Annotated in this window: 20 protein-coding genes; 8 read left to right on the top strand and 12 right to left on the bottom strand. The window is 68.7% G+C overall.

Going from position 1 to position 14,279, the window contains the following annotated elements; translation table 11 throughout:
• Positions 1-7: 7 nt before the first annotated feature.
• A complete protein-coding gene (gene rsmI / locus KME78_RS36500) occupies positions 8-856 on the bottom strand; it encodes a 16S rRNA (cytidine(1402)-2'-O)-methyltransferase (protein ID WP_308127269.1) in 849 nt (282 codons plus the stop codon).
• A 189-nt stretch (positions 857-1,045) separates the two neighbouring features.
• On the opposite strand from rsmI, the gene KME78_RS36495 reads away from it, so the two are divergent.
• Together KME78_RS36495 and KME78_RS36490 are read left to right on the top strand one after the other, a co-directional pair.
• Positions 1,046-2,578, top strand: a complete 1,533-nt coding sequence (locus KME78_RS36495; RefSeq protein ID WP_246652695.1) for a dolichyl-phosphate-mannose--protein mannosyltransferase — start codon at positions 1,046-1,048, stop codon at positions 2,576-2,578.
• Positions 2,579-2,691: 113 nt separating this feature from the next.
• Positions 2,692-3,876 carry a hypothetical protein gene (locus tag KME78_RS36490; protein ID WP_219534005.1) on the top strand — a complete coding sequence of 395 codons (1,185 nt, stop codon included), beginning with the start codon at positions 2,692-2,694 and terminating at the stop codon, positions 3,874-3,876.
• A 50-nt stretch (positions 3,877-3,926) separates the two neighbouring features.
• Here the strand turns inward: KME78_RS36490 and KME78_RS36485 are convergent, their stop codons facing one another.
• The gene (locus KME78_RS36485; protein ID WP_219534004.1) at positions 3,927-4,337 is read right to left on the bottom strand and encodes a MerR family transcriptional regulator; all 411 of its coding nucleotides are present in this window, start codon (positions 4,335-4,337) and stop codon (positions 3,927-3,929) included.
• 47 nt (positions 4,338-4,384) lie between these two features.
• Here KME78_RS36485 and KME78_RS36480 point away from each other — a divergent pair, with 47 nt between their 5' ends.
• Entirely contained in the window at positions 4,385-5,173 is a 789-nt protein-coding gene (locus KME78_RS36480) for an MBL fold metallo-hydrolase (protein ID WP_219534002.1), read from the top strand.
• 118 nt (positions 5,174-5,291) lie between these two features.
• Here KME78_RS36480 and KME78_RS36475 read toward each other — a convergent pair whose 3' ends face one another.
• Positions 5,292-5,870 (bottom strand): calcium-binding protein, encoded by a 579-nt coding sequence (locus KME78_RS36475; protein WP_219534141.1) that lies wholly within the window; start codon positions 5,868-5,870, stop codon positions 5,292-5,294.
• Positions 5,871-6,189: 319 nt separating this feature from the next.
• Here KME78_RS36475 and KME78_RS36470 point away from each other — a divergent pair, with 319 nt between their 5' ends.
• Complete coding sequence (locus tag KME78_RS36470) at positions 6,190-7,071, top strand: helix-turn-helix domain-containing protein (RefSeq protein ID WP_219534001.1); 882 nt, start codon at positions 6,190-6,192, stop codon at positions 7,069-7,071.
• A 39-nt stretch (positions 7,072-7,110) separates the two neighbouring features.
• On the opposite strand, the gene KME78_RS36465 is transcribed toward KME78_RS36470, so the two are convergent.
• Positions 7,111-7,326: a DUF397 domain-containing protein gene (locus KME78_RS36465; RefSeq protein WP_219534000.1), complete on the bottom strand. Its 216-nt coding sequence runs from the start codon at positions 7,324-7,326 to the stop codon at positions 7,111-7,113.
• 191 nt (positions 7,327-7,517) lie between these two features.
• Here KME78_RS36465 and KME78_RS36460 point away from each other — a divergent pair, with 191 nt between their 5' ends.
• The 4 genes from KME78_RS36460 to KME78_RS36445 all read left to right on the top strand — a co-directional run bounded on the left by KME78_RS36460 (position 7,518) and on the right by KME78_RS36445 (position 10,639).
• Entirely contained in the window at positions 7,518-8,327 is an 810-nt protein-coding gene (locus tag KME78_RS36460; protein ID WP_219533999.1) for an AfsR/SARP family transcriptional regulator, read from the top strand.
• Between the two features lie 99 nt (positions 8,328-8,426).
• Complete coding sequence (locus KME78_RS36455; RefSeq protein WP_219533998.1) at positions 8,427-8,912, top strand: MarR family winged helix-turn-helix transcriptional regulator; 486 nt, start codon at positions 8,427-8,429, stop codon at positions 8,910-8,912.
• Positions 8,913-8,980: 68 nt separating this feature from the next.
• Positions 8,981-10,417, top strand: coding sequence for a DHA2 family efflux MFS transporter permease subunit (locus KME78_RS36450; protein ID WP_219533997.1), 1,437 nt, complete (start codon positions 8,981-8,983; stop codon positions 10,415-10,417).
• A 48-nt stretch (positions 10,418-10,465) separates the two neighbouring features.
• Positions 10,466-10,639 carry a CsbD family protein gene (locus KME78_RS36445; protein WP_219533996.1) on the top strand — a complete coding sequence of 58 codons (174 nt, stop codon included), beginning with the start codon at positions 10,466-10,468 and terminating at the stop codon, positions 10,637-10,639.
• A gap of 35 nt (positions 10,640-10,674) precedes the next feature.
• Here KME78_RS36445 and KME78_RS36440 read toward each other — a convergent pair whose 3' ends face one another.
• The 8 genes from KME78_RS36440 to gvpJ are packed head-to-tail and all read right to left on the bottom strand — an operon-like array spanning position 10,675 to position 14,246.
• Positions 10,675-10,992, bottom strand: a complete 318-nt coding sequence (locus KME78_RS36440) for a gas vesicle protein K (RefSeq protein ID WP_219533995.1) — start codon at positions 10,990-10,992, stop codon at positions 10,675-10,677.
• The gene (locus KME78_RS36435) at positions 10,982-11,191 is read right to left on the bottom strand and encodes a gas vesicle protein (protein WP_219533994.1); all 210 of its coding nucleotides are present in this window, start codon (positions 11,189-11,191) and stop codon (positions 10,982-10,984) included. Before KME78_RS36435 ends, KME78_RS36440 begins: the two co-directional genes overlap by 11 nt.
• Positions 11,181-11,990, bottom strand: a complete 810-nt coding sequence (locus tag KME78_RS36430) for a GvpL/GvpF family gas vesicle protein (protein WP_219533993.1) — start codon at positions 11,988-11,990, stop codon at positions 11,181-11,183. Before KME78_RS36430 ends, KME78_RS36435 begins: the two co-directional genes overlap by 11 nt.
• Positions 11,983-12,381 carry a gas vesicle protein gene (locus KME78_RS36425; RefSeq protein WP_219533992.1) on the bottom strand — a complete coding sequence of 133 codons (399 nt, stop codon included), beginning with the start codon at positions 12,379-12,381 and terminating at the stop codon, positions 11,983-11,985. Before KME78_RS36425 ends, KME78_RS36430 begins: the two co-directional genes overlap by 8 nt.
• Entirely contained in the window at positions 12,378-12,779 is a 402-nt protein-coding gene (gene gvpO / locus KME78_RS36420; protein ID WP_219533991.1) for a gas vesicle protein GvpO, read from the bottom strand. The genes KME78_RS36425 and gvpO overlap by 4 nt, the downstream gene beginning before the upstream one ends.
• Positions 12,780-12,826: 47 nt before the next feature.
• A complete protein-coding gene (locus tag KME78_RS36415) occupies positions 12,827-13,081 on the bottom strand; it encodes a gas vesicle protein GvpG (protein ID WP_219533990.1) in 255 nt (84 codons plus the stop codon).
• A 6-nt stretch (positions 13,082-13,087) separates the two neighbouring features.
• Positions 13,088-13,888 carry a GvpL/GvpF family gas vesicle protein gene (locus KME78_RS36410; protein WP_219533989.1) on the bottom strand — a complete coding sequence of 267 codons (801 nt, stop codon included), beginning with the start codon at positions 13,886-13,888 and terminating at the stop codon, positions 13,088-13,090.
• Position 13,889: 1 nt separating this feature from the next.
• Complete coding sequence (gene gvpJ / locus KME78_RS36405) at positions 13,890-14,246, bottom strand: gas vesicle protein GvpJ (RefSeq protein ID WP_443687875.1); 357 nt, start codon at positions 14,244-14,246, stop codon at positions 13,890-13,892.
• Positions 14,247-14,279: the final 33 nt, after the last annotated feature.

Below are 14,279 nucleotides of genomic sequence, written 5' to 3'. Positions count from 1 at the left end.
GTGCACCCTATGGCGTGGATGATCTCCTGTGAACCGCGTCGTACAGCTCCCGCTTGGGCAGGCCGGCCTCCTTGGCCACGTCGGCGACGGCCGCCTTGCGCTGCTCCCCGCCGGCCACCCGGCGATCGACCTCCGCGACCAGCGACTCGATGTCGGGCTCGGTGTCGGCCATGACGTGTCCGGCGACGACCACGGTGATCTCGCCCTTGACGCCCGCCGCCGCCCAGGCGGCCAGCTCGCCCAGGCCGCCGCGCCGTACCTCCTCGTAGGTCTTGGTGAGCTCGCGGCAGACGGCGGCCCTGCGCTCCTGACCGAACGCCTCCGCCATCGCCTCCAGCGAGCTCTGGAGCCGGTGGGGCGCCTCGAAGAACACCATCGTGCGCTCCTCCGCGGCCAGCGCCGCCAGGCGGCGGCCACGCTCGCCCGGTTTGCGCGGTGGGAAGCCCTCGAAGCAGAACCGGTCGCTCGCCAGGCCGGAGACGGCCAGCGCGGTGGTGACGGCGCTCGGGCCGGGCAGCGCGGTGACCGTGATGCCCTCCTCGACCGCCAGGTGCGTGAGGCGGTATCCGGGGTCCGACACGCCCGGCATGCCGGCGTCGGTGATGACCACCACCGTCTGCCCCTGCTTGAGGATCTCGACGAGCTCCGCCGCGCGTCCGGCCTCGTTGGCGTCGTAGTAGGAGACCACCCGCCCGCCGATCTCCACGCCGAGCTCGTTGGCCAGCCTCCGCAGCCGTCTGGTGTCCTCCGCCGCCACCACGTCCGCCTTCTCGAGCACCTCGCGCAGCCGCGGCGAAACGTCACCCGCCTGTCCGATGGGGGCCCCTGCCAGCACCAACTTGCCCTCTACTGTCACCCGGCCATTGTGGCAGGGCATGCCGATAAGACCCTGTTTCCTGGGTAAGCACTGGCTTGAGGCCCGTACGATGTCCGAATGGCGGTGACCGATTTCCCGTACCAAACCTTTGGCCAGTCGGATGGCCAACCGGCAGCGGACGAGAGCAGTCCCGGGACGCGATCCATCCGAGATCGCCTGGTCCCGCCGATGCGCGGCAGCGTGTTGTGGGGCTGGCTGGGGCCGCTGCTCGTCACCCTCTTCGGCGGGGTGCTGCGCTTCATGGGGCTCGGCCACCCCAACGCCGTGGTCTTCGACGAGACCTATTACGCCAAGGACGGCTATTCGCTGATCACGTGGCTCGTGGAACGAGTCACGATCAAGGACGCCGACAAGGCGCTCATCGCCGGCAACACCGACATCTGGCAGAAGTGCACCGAGGCGACGCTCGACAAGTGCGCCTCCTACGTCGTCCACCCGCCGCTGGGCAAGTGGATGATCGGCGCGGGCGAGTGGCTGTTCGGCATGAACCCCTACGGCTGGCGGTTCGCCGCCGCGGTCATCGGGACGCTGTCGATCCTGGTCCTGGCCCGGGTGGCCCGCCGGATGACCCGCTCGACCCTGCTCGGCTGCTTCGCCGGGCTCCTGCTCGCCCTCGACGGGCTGCACTTCGTGCTGTCGCGTACGGCGCTGCTGGACATCTTCCTGATGTTCTGGGTGCTGGCCGGGTTCGCCTGCCTGGTGGTCGACCGCGACCGGGCGCGCGAGCGGCTGGTCGACTGGTACGAGACGTCGCCGCTGTCGCCGCAGGGGCCCTGGCTGGGGCTGCGGCCGTGGCGGATCGCCGCGGGCGTCTGCCTCGGGGCCGCCATGGCGGTCAAGTGGTCGGGCCTGTTCTTCGCGGTGGCCTTCGCCGTCATGTCGCTGCTGTGGGACTTCGGCGCGCGGCGGGCCGTCGGCCTGCGTCAGCCCTATGCCGGTGCCTTCGCCAAGGACGTGCCGACCGGTCTGGCCGCCTTCGCGCTGGTCCCGTTCGTGACGTACATGGCCACCTGGTTCGGCTGGTTCGCCACCGCGACCGGCTACGGCCGCAACTGGGACCAGGCCACCTCGTCGGGCCCGATCTACTTCGTCTTCGACTCGATGCGGTCGTGGGTCCAGTACCAGTGGCAGGTCTTCTCCTTCCACAGCGGGCTGGCGACCTCGCATCCGTACATGTCGGATCCGTGGCAGTGGCCGCTGCTGCTGCGCCCGGTCGCCTTCTTCTACGAGGGCAAACAGACCTCCTGTGGCGCCAAGGACTGCTCCGAGGCCGTGCTCGGCGTGGGCACCCCGGTGATCTGGTTCGGCGCGCTGGCCGCGCTGATCGGCCTGATCGCCTGGTACGTCGCCACGCGTGACTGGCGGGCCGGCGCGGTGCTGCTGGCCTACGCGATGGGCTGGCTGCCCTGGTTCTACTTCGCCATCACCGAGAACCGCACGATGTTCCTGTTCTACGCGGTGCCGATGGTGCCGTTCATGGTGCTGGCGATCACGCTGTGCGCGGGTTTGCTGATAGGCCCCTCAGCGAAGACTGCGGGCGGGGCTGTACCGTTGAGGCGAACGCTCGGGGCTGCGGCCGTCGGCGCGTTCGCACTTCTCGCACTGATCAACTTCTGGTGGCTGCATCCGGTTTTGACCGCCGAGCTGATCCCCTACACCGAGTGGAAGGCAAGGATGCTCTTCGACAAGCGGTGGATATGACCCGGTTACAGTTCCATATTTACTAATTTCATAGGGTAGTCGCAGTGCAAGACCCAATACGCACCGGTTTCGGTCATCGTCAGGCCCGGGGTCGATACGGCAAACTTCGAGGCATGAGTGCACCAGACGTCACCGCCCTGCTCGCCGAGTTGGAGCGCTCCGAGCCGGATCTGGCCGAAGAGGCCAGGACCGCTGTGGAGTGGTTGACCGGCGGGGAGCCGCTGGAGACGGTTACTCAGCTCGACGTCTGCGAGTTCCTCTGGTACACGTTGCCGCTCAAGGTCGGCGGTGACCACGTGCGGCTGGCCCATTCCCTCGGCCGGCTGCTGCAGCTCGGCGGGCTCGAACGCTATGCCGCGCTCTGTGAGTCGACGACCACGGCGCAGATCCTGCGCACCTACGCCCGCGAGGGTGAGGACGCGGGCACCAGCGCTTATCAGGTGGCGCTCGAAGCCACAGGCGTGCTCCCACCCGACGTGCCCGATCTGCAGTGGAGCATGATCATGGGCCCCGAGGAGCTGGGCGCGCACGTCGCCTGCTCCGCGGCGCTGGAGCTGGCGATCGTCTCGGGCGACAGCGTCGATCCCGGCGCGCTCACCAAGCGCTGGCTGACCGAGCCACGGGCCGAGCTCGGTGGCGACAGCTGGCTGCACCGCGTGCATGGCGAGCGGCTCAACCGCTGGGTGCTCGGCCGCGGTCCGGCCCGGCGTGAGCTGGCCCAGCCGTTCGAGGTGCGACTGCACGCTCCGGTGTCGGTCCAGCCGCTGCCCGGGCTCCACGGCCTGCTGTCGCTGGCCGCCTCCGAAGGCAGCCTGCCCATGCGGCTGGCCCCGTCGGCGGAGGCGCTCCGGCTGCGCGAGCTGGCCGAACACGAGCTGGGCGCGATCAGCCGCAACGGCGCCCGGCTGTCGATCACCGAACACGGCAGGCGGCTGCTCGACTCGCCCGAGGCCATGTGGGACGCGGTCACCCGGCTGCTGCTGGCCAGGGGCGAGCACGAGTTCGAGGTCTCGGCGCGTGAGGCCGCGCTCATGCTGCTCGCCGACGGCGCGCTCATGTCACCCACCGAGCTGCGCGAGCGCGTGGCGGAGGTGGTCGGCGGCGAGGGCTGGCATCCGGCGACGAACCTTGAGGACATCGCCACGCCGGTCATCGAGCTGGTCGGGCAGCTGACCGCGCTCGGCCTGGCGTTCGCCGACGATCTCGCCGTACGGGTGACGCGGCCCGGTCAGCTCGCGGCCCTGGCCGCGCTCCGCGCCCACGCGCTGCGGCCGAGGCAGTATGTGAGCGCGGCCTGACGCCCGGCCTTTCCCAGGGGCGCTGACGCCTTTCTAGGGGGCGCTGATTTCTAGGGGGCGCTGACGCGGCGGATGGCCTGCTTGAAGTCGGGGCATTCGACGAGCGGGTCGTGGTCGCAGACCGCCGCGTGGCGCAGGCTGTCACGCAGCCGGGTGAGCTGCGCGATCCGCTCGTCCACCGCGCGCTCCTTGGCGGCCATCCCCTCGCGCAGCACGGCGTCGGACGGCCCGGCGCGTAGGAAGGCGGCGATCTCGGCGAGCGTGAACCCGGCGTCGCGCGCGCAGGTGACCAGCGCCAGCCGTTCGAGCGTCGCGGGCAGGTATGTACGGCGCAGGCCGTTGCGTCCGACGGCCGTGATGAGCCCCTTGCGCTCGTAGAAGCGCAGGGCCGACGGCGCCAGGCCGGACCGCCGCGCCACCTCACCGATGTCGAGCAACGTCTCGTCCGGCGTCTCGTCCACACTCGCTCCTTGACTTGAACCGCGCTTCAAGTAGGAGTCTAGGTCACATGAAAATTCACCACCTCAACCTCGGCTCGATGCGCGAGATCGATTCGACCGAGTCCCTGCCCTCCGCGCCCGCCGTCTGCCACGCCCTGCTCGTCGAGACCCCCGACTCGGGGCTCGTCCTGGTGGAGGCGGGGCTGGGGCTGGACGACGTGACACGGCCCGGCGAGACGCTCGAAAGCGAGTGGGTCGAGCTGGTCGGCCCCGCGCTCCTGCCGGCGGAGACCGCGGTCCGGCAGATCGCCGCGCTCGGCCACGACCCGGCGGACGTACGCCACATCCTGCTGACCCACCTGGACGTCGACCACAGCGGCGGGCTGCCCGACTTCCCGCAGGCCGAGGTGCACGTCATGGCGGCCGAGCTGCAGGCGGCGCTCACGGAGGCGCCGAACCGCCGCTATCGCCCCAGTCACTGGGCGCACGGCCCGCGCTGGGTCACCTATCCCGGCACCGGCGACACCTGGAACGGGGTCGAGGGCGTACGGCCGTCGACGTTCTCCACGGACTTCCTGATGGTGCCGCTCGGCGGGCACACCCTGGGCCACGCGGGGGTGGCGGTCAGGGACGGCGACCGGTGGCTGCTGCACGCCGGTGACGCCTACTTCTACCACCGCGAGCTGTCGCCCGACGAGCCGCTCTCGCATCCGCTGATGGACATCGTGCAGCTCGGCTCGCAGGTGGACGAGGAGTCGCGGCTGACCAGCCAGGCCCGGCTGCGGGACCTGGCGAACGTGCACGGAGTGGCGGTGTTCTCCGCGCACGACCCGTGGGAGCTAAGCCGTATGGCTTGAGGTCTGGTCAGTTTCCGTTGGGCGCGTTCTACTGGGCATGAACCGGATATCGCCCGCGCACGTATCTCTGGCTGCCCGGCCACCGCGGCGCGCAGAACGCGGTGGCCGGGCCCGGAGCCTACAGCTCGCAGTTGATCTCGCTTTCACCGTTGCAGCTGTCGGTGTCGCCACCGCCGTCGATCCGGTCGATCCCGGCGCCACCGCTCAGCCGGTCGTTGCCGGCCAGACCACGGATCTGGTCGTCGCCCGCACCCCCGTTGATCACGTCGTCGCCGAAGCCCCCCGCGAGCAGGTCGGCCTTGGAGCCGCCGTTGACGGTGTCGGTGCCGGTGTCGCCGGACAGCGTGCTCGGCAGGGTGGTGTTGTTGCGGATCGCGTCGTTACCGGCCCCCGCGAACACGTCTACGCGGGTGATCCCGGTCACCGGGCAGCGCACGCCGGCCCCCAGCTGCTGGCAGCCGGGGCCGGCGGCGACCGATCCCAGCGTGTTGCCGACGGTGATGAAGCCGCCGAGCGAGCTGACGTCGATCCCGTCGGCCACGGCGCTCCCGTTGACGAGGATCCTGGTCCCGTCCACCTGCGCGTTGACCGTCGCCGCCGACGCCGGACCGGCGAGCGCTGTGGCGCCGGCGAACAGCACGGTGACGAACCCCAGGGCCATGCCCGTGTTGCGGAGCAGAGTGTTTCTGCTGAACATCTGTGTTTCCCCTCGATGTGTGTTCCGGGCCCCGCATCACTGTGAGCCACCCGCCCGTGGTGCTCCGCGCAGAACGACGCAGTGGCGTCGTGTACTCGTTCGTTGACTGCCCCTCCCGCCGCCCGGCCGTGAATCATTCTGAATCACCCGGCATGCGGCGGCGGCGCCTGGACCAGGGATCCCCGCTACGAACAGGGCAGCGAGTCGGTACGCCCTGGTTTGACGTATGCGACATTAGCTGATTTAGTGCATCATCAATTGGCATCAAACTGGTTCGTAGGGAATGGGTGCGCCGGATGCTGTCGAGGGTGCAGGGCGGATGAACACAGTCGCGAGTGACGGCGCCGAACACCGCACCAAGCGCGAACGGCTCGCGACGGAGCTGCGGCGCCTGCGCGACCAGGCCGGGATCTCCGGGCGAGACCTGGCGCACCGGGTCGGCATCAGCCAGTCCAAGGTGTCACGCATCGAGTCCGGGACCGTGATCCCGTCACTGCCGGAGGTGACGGCATGGGGTGCGGCGGTGGAGGCCTCGACGCAGACCCGGGAATGGCTGACCGACCTCACCGAAGCGGCGTTCACCGAGATGCACACCTGGCGGGCCGCGCTCCAGCGGCAGGCGCACCTGCAGGACGAGATCCGGGAGCAGGAAGACCAGGCGCAGCTGATCCGTGGGTTCCAGCCCACCCTCGTCCCGGGGCTGTTGCAGACCGCCGAGTACGCCCGGCGCGTCTTCTCGCTGTTCGACCCGCCGTACTCCGAGAGCGCCCTGTCCATGGCCGTCTCGGCTCGCTTGCAACGGCAGCTCGCGCTCTATGAGGAAAGCCGGAGTTTCGCATTCCTCATTACCGAGGCGGCCCTCAGGTGCCGCCCGGGACCGCCCAAACTCCTGCTGGCCCAATTGGACCGGATAGCCTCTCTCAGCACCCTGGAGAACGTCAGCATCGGGTTGATACCGCACAACACAGAAGCACTTGTCTGCCCACCGCATGGTTTCACCGTCTACGAGAGCGACGGCAGCACGGCGGATACTTTTGTGGAGATAGAGACGGCGCACGTGAGATTGACCGCCGGTCACGCCGACGACATCGCGGTCTATCAGCGCCAGTGGTCACTGCTGAGCGAGATGGCCATCTTCGACGACGAGGCGCGGGAGTTCCTCGCCACGGTCAGCGCCGACATCCGCACCACGGCCCGGTGACCCGTGCCTCGCCGCGTCCGCCGCGGAGAACGGCCCCGCTCACCTCAGGTCGAACTCGCCGGCGTGCACCCCGGCGAGAAACGCGCCCCACTCCGCGCCACTGAAGTAGAGAACGGGCCCATCGGGGTCCTTGGAATCGCGGACCGCGACCTCGTCCTCACCCAACGCGATCTCGACGCAGCCACCGCCGTTGTCACTGAAGGTCGCCTTGAACCATGCGGCGCGCGGCGACCGGCTTTCCTTGGCAGAACCCATTATTTCTCCCCTGTTCGTTTCGGGGTGCCTTGGGCCCCCCGTGGCTGCCAGAGGAATTCTATGAATGCTTTTAGTCATATCCAATACGCGCGGTACGAAGGAGTTGGGCGATGCAGTTTCGATTGTTGAACGGCGTGGAGGCGTACCGGGACGGTGTGCGGGTTTATGTCGGTGACCGAAAACAACGTTTGATGCTGGCTTTACTCCTGCTGGCGGGGACCCGGCCGGTCACCATGGAGGAGCTGATCGACAAGATCTGGGGCGCGGAGCCGATAAGCAGCGCGCGCAAGGTCATCCAGCACTATGCGAGTGACCTGCGCGCTCATCTGGGCCATTCCAGCGGGCCGGGGTTGGGTGACATGCTGCCCAAGTACCAGGGCGGCTATCGGTTGCTGACCGACCGGAACCAGGTCGACGTGTACCGGTTCCGCGATCTAGTGAACGACGCCCGGCCGCTGCTCTGCCGGGACGACGCGCAGGCCGTACTGATCCTGCGTGACGCCCTTCGGCAGTGGGGCACCCGCGGCCTGCGGCCCGGCGAACCGCTCAGCGGCCTGACCGGTCAGTCCGCGGCGAACGCCCGGGCCAAGCTGCAGGCGGAACACCGCGCCGCGGTGATCGACTGCCTGGAGGCCGAGCTACGGCTCGGGCACCACGCGCAGCTCGTCCCCGAGATCCTGGAACTCGCCAGCGCCGGGCCGCCCGACGAGCAGCTGACCGGCCTGTTCATGCTGGCCTGCCACCACGCCGGCCGGTCGGCCGAAGCCCTCGGCGCGTTCTCCGCCTTGCGGAAACGGCTGGCCGACGAGCTCGGGGCCGACCCGGGCGCGGACATCGAGCACCTCCACCAGCGCATCCTCCAGCAGGACCCGGACCTCAGCGATGCGCACCGATTCACCCCTTCCGGAGCGGAGGCGCGATCCCCTCGTGAGAGCGCGAAGAGCGCCGTCCTCCGGGTGGCCGAGGCCGCCAGGAAGGGCGAGGCGAAGCCGAGCGAGTAGCCGGACCGCCGCTCACCCGATCCCCCGGCGGCACGTGGGGCACGCCGGGCTCGGGGCTTGTAGATAATCCAAAACAAAACTAATTGGTAGACTAGGGGCATGACTGCCATGGCCCCTGCCCGCTCCGCGCCGGACCTGTCGTACCTGCTGGACCACACCAGCCACGTCCTGAGAACCCGGATGGCGGCGGCGCTGGCCGAGATCGGGCTGACGGCGCGGATGCACTGCGTGCTCGTGCACGCCCTGGAGGAAGAGCGCACGCAGATCCAGCTCGCGGAGCTCGGCGACATGGACAAGACCACGATGGTGGTCACCGTCGACGCCCTGGAGAAGGCGGGCCTCGCCGAGCGCCGCCCCTCCAGTACGGACCGGCGCGCCCGGATCATCGCGATCACCGAGAAGGGCGCCGAGGTCGCCAAGCAGAGCCAGGCGATCGTCGACGGCGTGCACCAGGCGGCTCTGGACGCACTGCCCAAGGACGAGGCCGAGGTGCTCCTGCGAGCCATGAACCGCCTGGTGACGGAGCATCTGGCCACCCCCGCCGAGGCCCCCCAAGGGGTCAGGCGGGCCCGACAGAAGTCCTGAAATAGATCGTCTCTAACAAAACTATCTGCTATGGTCTCTCTTGTTGTCCCTTTGAGCAGGAGATGGCCATGTCATTCACCACACCTTCCCGCTGGCTGGCGCTCGCGGTGCTGTCCGCCGCGATGCTGATGACGGTCCTGGACGGCAGCATCGTGACCGTCGCGATGCCGGCCATCCAGCGGGACCTGGGTTTCTCGCCCGCCGGGCTGAGCTGGATCGTCAACGCGTACGGGATCGCCTTCGGCGGGTTGCTCCTCCTGGCCGGCCGGTTGGGCGACCTCATCGGCCGCAAAACCATGTTCCTGGCCGGAAACGCGGTCTTCACCGCCGCGTCGCTGCTGGCCGGCGCGGCGACCGGACCCGGCATGCTGATCGGCGCCCGGTTCCTGCAGGGCGTCGGCAGCGCCATGGCCTCCGCGGTCGTGCTGGGCATCCTGGTGACGTTGTTCACGGTGCCCAGGGAGCGGGCCAAGGCGATCGGCGTCTTCAGCTTCACCGGCGCCGCCGGCGCCGCGATCGGCCAGGTCCTGGGCGGGGTCATCACCGACGCGCTCAGCTGGCACTGGATCTTCTTCATCAACCTGCCGATCGGCCTGGCCACGATCGGGCTGGCGATCTGGGCGCTGCCGGGCGAGCGTGGGGCCGGACTGGCCGCCGGGGCCGACGTCCTCGGCGCCGCGCTGGTCACCGGCGGCCTGATGCTGGGCATCTACACGGTGGTCAAGATCGAGGAGTACGGCTGGCTCGCGGCACACACCCTCGGCCTCGGCGCGGTGTCACTCGCCCTGCTGGCCGCGTTCGTCGTCCGTCAGGCCACCGCCGGAACCCCGCTGATGCCGCTGCGGATCTTCCACTCGCGCAACGTCTCCGGTGCCAACCTGGTCCAGATGCTGGCGCTGTCGGCCATGTTCTCCTTCCAGATCATCGTCGCGCTCTTCATGCAGAAGGTCCTCGGCTACACCGCGCTCGAGACCGGGCTAGCGATGCTGCCCGCGGCGGTGGCCATCGGCGGCATCTCCCTGTTCGTCTCCGCCCGGCTCAACACCCGCTTCGGCGAACGCCCCGTCCTGCTCGTCGGCCTGGCGCTCCTGCTCGGCGCGATGGGCTGGCTCACCCGCGTACCGGTGACCGCGGACTACGTCACCGACCTGCTCCCGGTCATGCTGCTCATCGCGGGTGGCGGCCTGGTGCTCCCGGCGCTGACCACGCTCGGCATGTCCGGTGCCAAGGCCGACGACGCGGGCCTGGCCTCCGGGCTGTTCAACACCACCCAGCAGGTCGGCATGGCCATCGGTGTCGCGGTGCTGTCCACGCTGGCCGCCTCGCGTACCGAGGAACTGCTGTCCGCCGGGCAGAGCCAGGCGGTCGCGCTGACCGGCGGCTACACCGTGGCCTTCACCATCTCCGCCGCGCTGCTCGTGGCCGCCTTCATCGTGGCGCTCACCGTACTGCGGCAGCCCAACCCCAAGAAGAAGGAGAACGAGGCGCTGCTCACCCCCGCTTAACTTCTGCGGCCTGGGTAGCTGCTGCTTAGAACCTCAAGGGGGTTGAACATGAGCAAGACAAACAAGATCAAGGCCAAGGCGCAGGAAGTGAAGGGCGCGGCCAAAGAGCGTGTAGGAGAGGCCGCCGTCGACGAATCGCTGCAGGCCAAGGGGAGGGCCGAGAAGACCAAGGGCAATCTCAAGCAAGCGGGCGAGAAGGTGAAGGACGCCTTCAAGAAGTGAGCTGAACAGCGGAAGCCGGCACGGCTTCCGCTGTCTCATTCTGGGGGAAGCAGCGTTCCCAACGGCCCGAGGTCGATATTGAGATCGGATGGCGAAAGGCCGAAACGGTCGCACAGTTCGGTCATCGCTTCTTCCAGCCGCATCAAGGTCAGGCCCAGTGCCTCGACCTGTTCGTCCGACAGATCTCCTTGCTCCATCCGTCGTACGCATTGACGCTCGACGAGCTGGCGTACCAGCTCGACCAGGGTCAGCACGAGGCGCGACAGGTCGCGCTCCACCGCCTCGGCATCGGTGTCGATGCGTAGCCGTCTCGAGGGCGCCTTTTCCGTCGATGAAGAGGGCTTATTCTTCATCAGGCCCCCGCACTGACATGATCAGTGCGCGTACCGAGATGCGCACCAGGTCGATGTCCGCGATGGACAGGACGAGGTCACCGCTCACGACGACCCCGCCCGCCAGCAGCCGGTCCAGGAGGTCCACCAGCGCCACCCGCTCGGGCGGCAGCCGGCCCTCCTCGGCCAGCACGGCACCGCGGGGCTGCTCAAGGGTCATCGCCTGTCTCCCCTCTGGTCGGCTCCCCTCTGGTCGGCTCGGCGAAGGCGGCGAAGGAGTACGGCGCCCATGGGCCGGTGAGCTGCACGTCGATGCCCTCGCCGCGCAGTCCGGCGACGAGCCGGGCGAATTCCGCGCCGCGGTCGAGATCGACGAGGTAGGCGCCGTTGAGCACCATCCACTCCGCACGACCCGAAAGCTGAGGGTCCTGGGGGCGATGGCGCTGGCTCGCGACCGCCACGGACTTGAGGACGTCATGGATGTGTTCGCCGCGCACGGTGGCCTGGCGCCAGTTCTCCTCGCGGCTACGCAGACTCGCCTGACGTTTCTTGAGGTATGCCAGTCCCGGACTGGTCGTTCCCTCGTCTTTCTCGCCTCCTTCGCCGGAAGGCGGCGCGGTCGGATCGACGTACGCCTTCACTCCCCATTCCTGCCGGCCGGTGATCCGCGCGAGTGTCGCGGTGAAATCGTCATGGCGCCGGTCCAGGAGTTCCCGGATCTGGTCTTCGCCGCTGTAGACCGTGACCAGCCGTACCGGGGCCGTCGGAGTCGTCCGCGCGACCGCCTCGACCACGGAATGGTGCGCGCGGGCGGTCTCACTCAGCCAGTCCAGGTCTTCCATGGACCGCCGCAGCGGCTCTTCGCCGAACCGGTCCAGCGGAACCGTACTGACGTAGGCGACGAGACCGGCATGCGTGATCGCGCGGACCGCCTCGCCGGCCACACCCTTCAGGTCTTCAGCGGGTGCGGAGCCCTCGGCGCGCGTGACGGCGTACAGATAGGTGCCCGCATCATTCATCGTGCTCTTCCACTTCAGCGTCAATTGTTCGCCTGCGCGCGGGCTCGACCTCGGCGGTCCGCCCGCGGGGCAGGGCGGTGCCCTCCTCCACCTCGGCCAGGCGGGCTCGGAGCCTGCGGTTCTCCTCGACCAGCTCCCGGTCCTTGCCTGAGAGCCAGGGATCGTGCTCCCACCAGTCGATGCCCATCTCCCTGGCGGTGTCGACCGAGGCGATGATCAGTCGGAGCTTGATGGTCAGCAGCTCGATGTCCAGGAGGTTCACGCGGATGTCGCCCGCGATGATGATGCCTCGGTCGAGCACCCGTTCCAGGATGTCGCCGAGGTTGGCCGGCTCGTGGCCGGAGGACAGGGACGAGGTGGGCTGGCGTACCACGCCACCCGGCTCGGTCATCGCTGACTGCCCTCCTCAGTGGGGCCGCTGCCCCGCCTGTAGCGCTGGAGCCTCCGGTAGGACAGCAGCTTTCCCTCCGGATCCAACTCCGCCTCGTACAGCGCGAGGATGTCGCCAGAGGATGGAATGCGGTGATCTTCCAACACCTCGACATTCACCAGCCAGCCACCCTCGAACGGCTCCACCAGCGTGATGCCTTCCGGGTCCCCCGCGGCCAGGTCCGCGATGTGGCGCAGCCCCGCTTCGCCGGCCGCCGGCACCGACAGCCCGCGTGAACGGCGTTTGGGACGCGGCCCCGTCCGCCTCTCGTCGTTGACGTCGTCGCTTTCTTCTCGCGAGCCCTTCTCCGCCCGGAGGTCGGCCGCCCGCTCTTCGCGGGCAGTGCGCCTGACAGGCACGCGATCACCCCCCTTGTTTCGTCACCCGGCGGCGTGGCGGCCTCGACCTAGTCGGGTCCGCCGGTCATCGGCTCATCGGGTCCGCCGGTCAACGGCTCAAGAGCCTCCTGCATCTCCTGAGCCTCTTCCTCTTCGGAGATCAGGCCGGCGGCTCTGGACTGCTCGACCTCCTCCAACCGGCGGCGGACAGCCGCCGGATCCCGCAGTTCGTGCTCCGCCTGCTCCTGGATCAGCTCGCCGAGCCGGATCACCCCCTTGACCGGCGCGAGCGGCCAGCCGAAAACAAGGCCGATCAGTCCCATCGCTGATCACTCCTCGGTCCGCGCGGTGATGAAGTCGTACGGTGCCAGCGGACCGAGCAGGCGCATCTCGACCCGGTCGGCCCATCGATCGGCGAACCCGTTCACGGCCTCCTCCAGCTCGCCCTGCCGGTCCGTCTCCATGAGCACGGCCACATGAACGGCGTCCTGCTCATGAGACGGCTCCCTGATGACGGTGAAGACGGCGAGGGGAGCCACGGCCTCGACCAGAGTCTGCGTGTCGGCTTCGCGTTTGGCCGCGACCGCCTGGTTCACCAGCTCCCCGAGCCGGATCCGCGCATCCCGCGTCAGGTCCTCGGGTTGCCCCTGGATCTCCTCACGCAGCTTGGCCACTTCCGGAAGCTCACTCAGCACCTCACGGAACAGCGTCTGTTCGACGTAGCGCCCTTTGACGATGTATTCGGCCCGCCCTTCCAGTTCGTCCAGCGCGCTGCGGAACTCATCGTGGTGGGGCGTCAACAGCTCGTCGACGACGGCTTCCGTGTTCGTCATCACCGCACCGAAGCGGATGGGAAGCACCGGCACCTCGGCGGCGGCGGCGTCGAGCAGGGCCTCGTGCCGGAACAGGTCGTCGGGCGTGCCCAGCGGGCGATCGAGCGAGATCTCGCTGACCAGAGCAGCGATCTCGCCATGCCGGACCAGCTGGATCTCTCCGGATTCGTCCCCTATGCCGCGCGCGTCGCTGGACACCTCGACGTCCTCGGGTACGAGACCGTAGATGTAGACGCCGGTCTTCTGGGTGCGCTGCTCAGGCCCAGCGGGATCCGCGGCTTTCGCAGATTGCGCCATTTCAGCGCTCCTCTCGGTCATGCCGCCGGCCGCGCGTCTCTTCGCTCTTCTCGCTACGGCCGCCGACGAAGTCGCCCAGCTTCTCCCCCGCCGCTTCCAGCACTCCTTGGGCGACGTCCTTGCTCTTGCCGCTGATCTGGCCCTGTGACATGTCCTTCATGAGCTCGGGCAGGCCTTCCCCGCCGGACTCCGAAAGATCCGTCCGATTCACGGCCTCAGCGAAGCGCAAGTAGGTGTCCACACTGGCTATGACGATCCGGGCATCGATCGTCAAGAGCTCGATGCCGACGAGTGACACCCGGACGTACGCGTCGATGACAAGCCCCTTGTCGAGGATCGTGTCGATGACGTCGGCCAAGCCCGACGGAGATGGACCCGCTGCTACTCCGCC

It is taken from the genome of Nonomuraea guangzhouensis, assembly GCF_019396345.1.
Lineage (GTDB): Bacteria > Actinomycetota > Actinomycetes > Streptosporangiales > Streptosporangiaceae > Nonomuraea > Nonomuraea guangzhouensis.
Note: the sequence above shows the minus strand (reverse complement) of the source record. Positions and strands in the feature narration are given on the sequence as shown.

Excerpts from the sequence above, each read along its gene's own strand:
- KME78_RS36445 (WP_219533996.1), top strand. The coding sequence starts at position 10,466 with ATGAGCAAGACAAACAAGATCAAGGCCAAGGCGCAGGAAGTGAAGGGC.
- KME78_RS36410 (WP_219533989.1), bottom strand. The coding sequence starts at position 13,888 with ATGGCGCAATCTGCGAAAGCCGCGGATCCCGCTGGGCCTGAGCAGCGC.
- KME78_RS36470 (WP_219534001.1), top strand. The coding sequence starts at position 6,190 with ATGAACACAGTCGCGAGTGACGGCGCCGAACACCGCACCAAGCGCGAA.
- KME78_RS36490 (WP_219534005.1), top strand. The coding sequence starts at position 2,692 with ATGAGTGCACCAGACGTCACCGCCCTGCTCGCCGAGTTGGAGCGCTCC.
- KME78_RS36415 (WP_219533990.1), bottom strand. The coding sequence starts at position 13,081 with ATGGGACTGATCGGCCTTGTTTTCGGCTGGCCGCTCGCGCCGGTCAAG.
- KME78_RS36430 (WP_219533993.1), bottom strand. The coding sequence starts at position 11,990 with ATGAATGATGCGGGCACCTATCTGTACGCCGTCACGCGCGCCGAGGGC.
- KME78_RS36460 (WP_219533999.1), top strand. The coding sequence starts at position 7,518 with ATGCTGGCTTTACTCCTGCTGGCGGGGACCCGGCCGGTCACCATGGAG.
- KME78_RS36480 (WP_219534002.1), top strand. The coding sequence starts at position 4,385 with ATGAAAATTCACCACCTCAACCTCGGCTCGATGCGCGAGATCGATTCG.
- KME78_RS36425 (WP_219533992.1), bottom strand. The coding sequence starts at position 12,381 with ATGACCGAGCCGGGTGGCGTGGTACGCCAGCCCACCTCGTCCCTGTCC.
- KME78_RS36495 (WP_246652695.1), top strand. The coding sequence starts at position 1,046 with ATGCGCGGCAGCGTGTTGTGGGGCTGGCTGGGGCCGCTGCTCGTCACC.
- KME78_RS36440 (WP_219533995.1), bottom strand. The coding sequence starts at position 10,992 with ATGAAGAATAAGCCCTCTTCATCGACGGAAAAGGCGCCCTCGAGACGG.
- KME78_RS36455 (WP_219533998.1), top strand. The coding sequence starts at position 8,427 with ATGACTGCCATGGCCCCTGCCCGCTCCGCGCCGGACCTGTCGTACCTG.
- KME78_RS36475 (WP_219534141.1), bottom strand. The coding sequence starts at position 5,870 with ATGTTCAGCAGAAACACTCTGCTCCGCAACACGGGCATGGCCCTGGGG.
- KME78_RS36435 (WP_219533994.1), bottom strand. The coding sequence starts at position 11,191 with ATGACCCTTGAGCAGCCCCGCGGTGCCGTGCTGGCCGAGGAGGGCCGG.
- KME78_RS36450 (WP_219533997.1), top strand. The coding sequence starts at position 8,981 with ATGTCATTCACCACACCTTCCCGCTGGCTGGCGCTCGCGGTGCTGTCC.
- KME78_RS36465 (WP_219534000.1), bottom strand. The coding sequence starts at position 7,326 with ATGGGTTCTGCCAAGGAAAGCCGGTCGCCGCGCGCCGCATGGTTCAAG.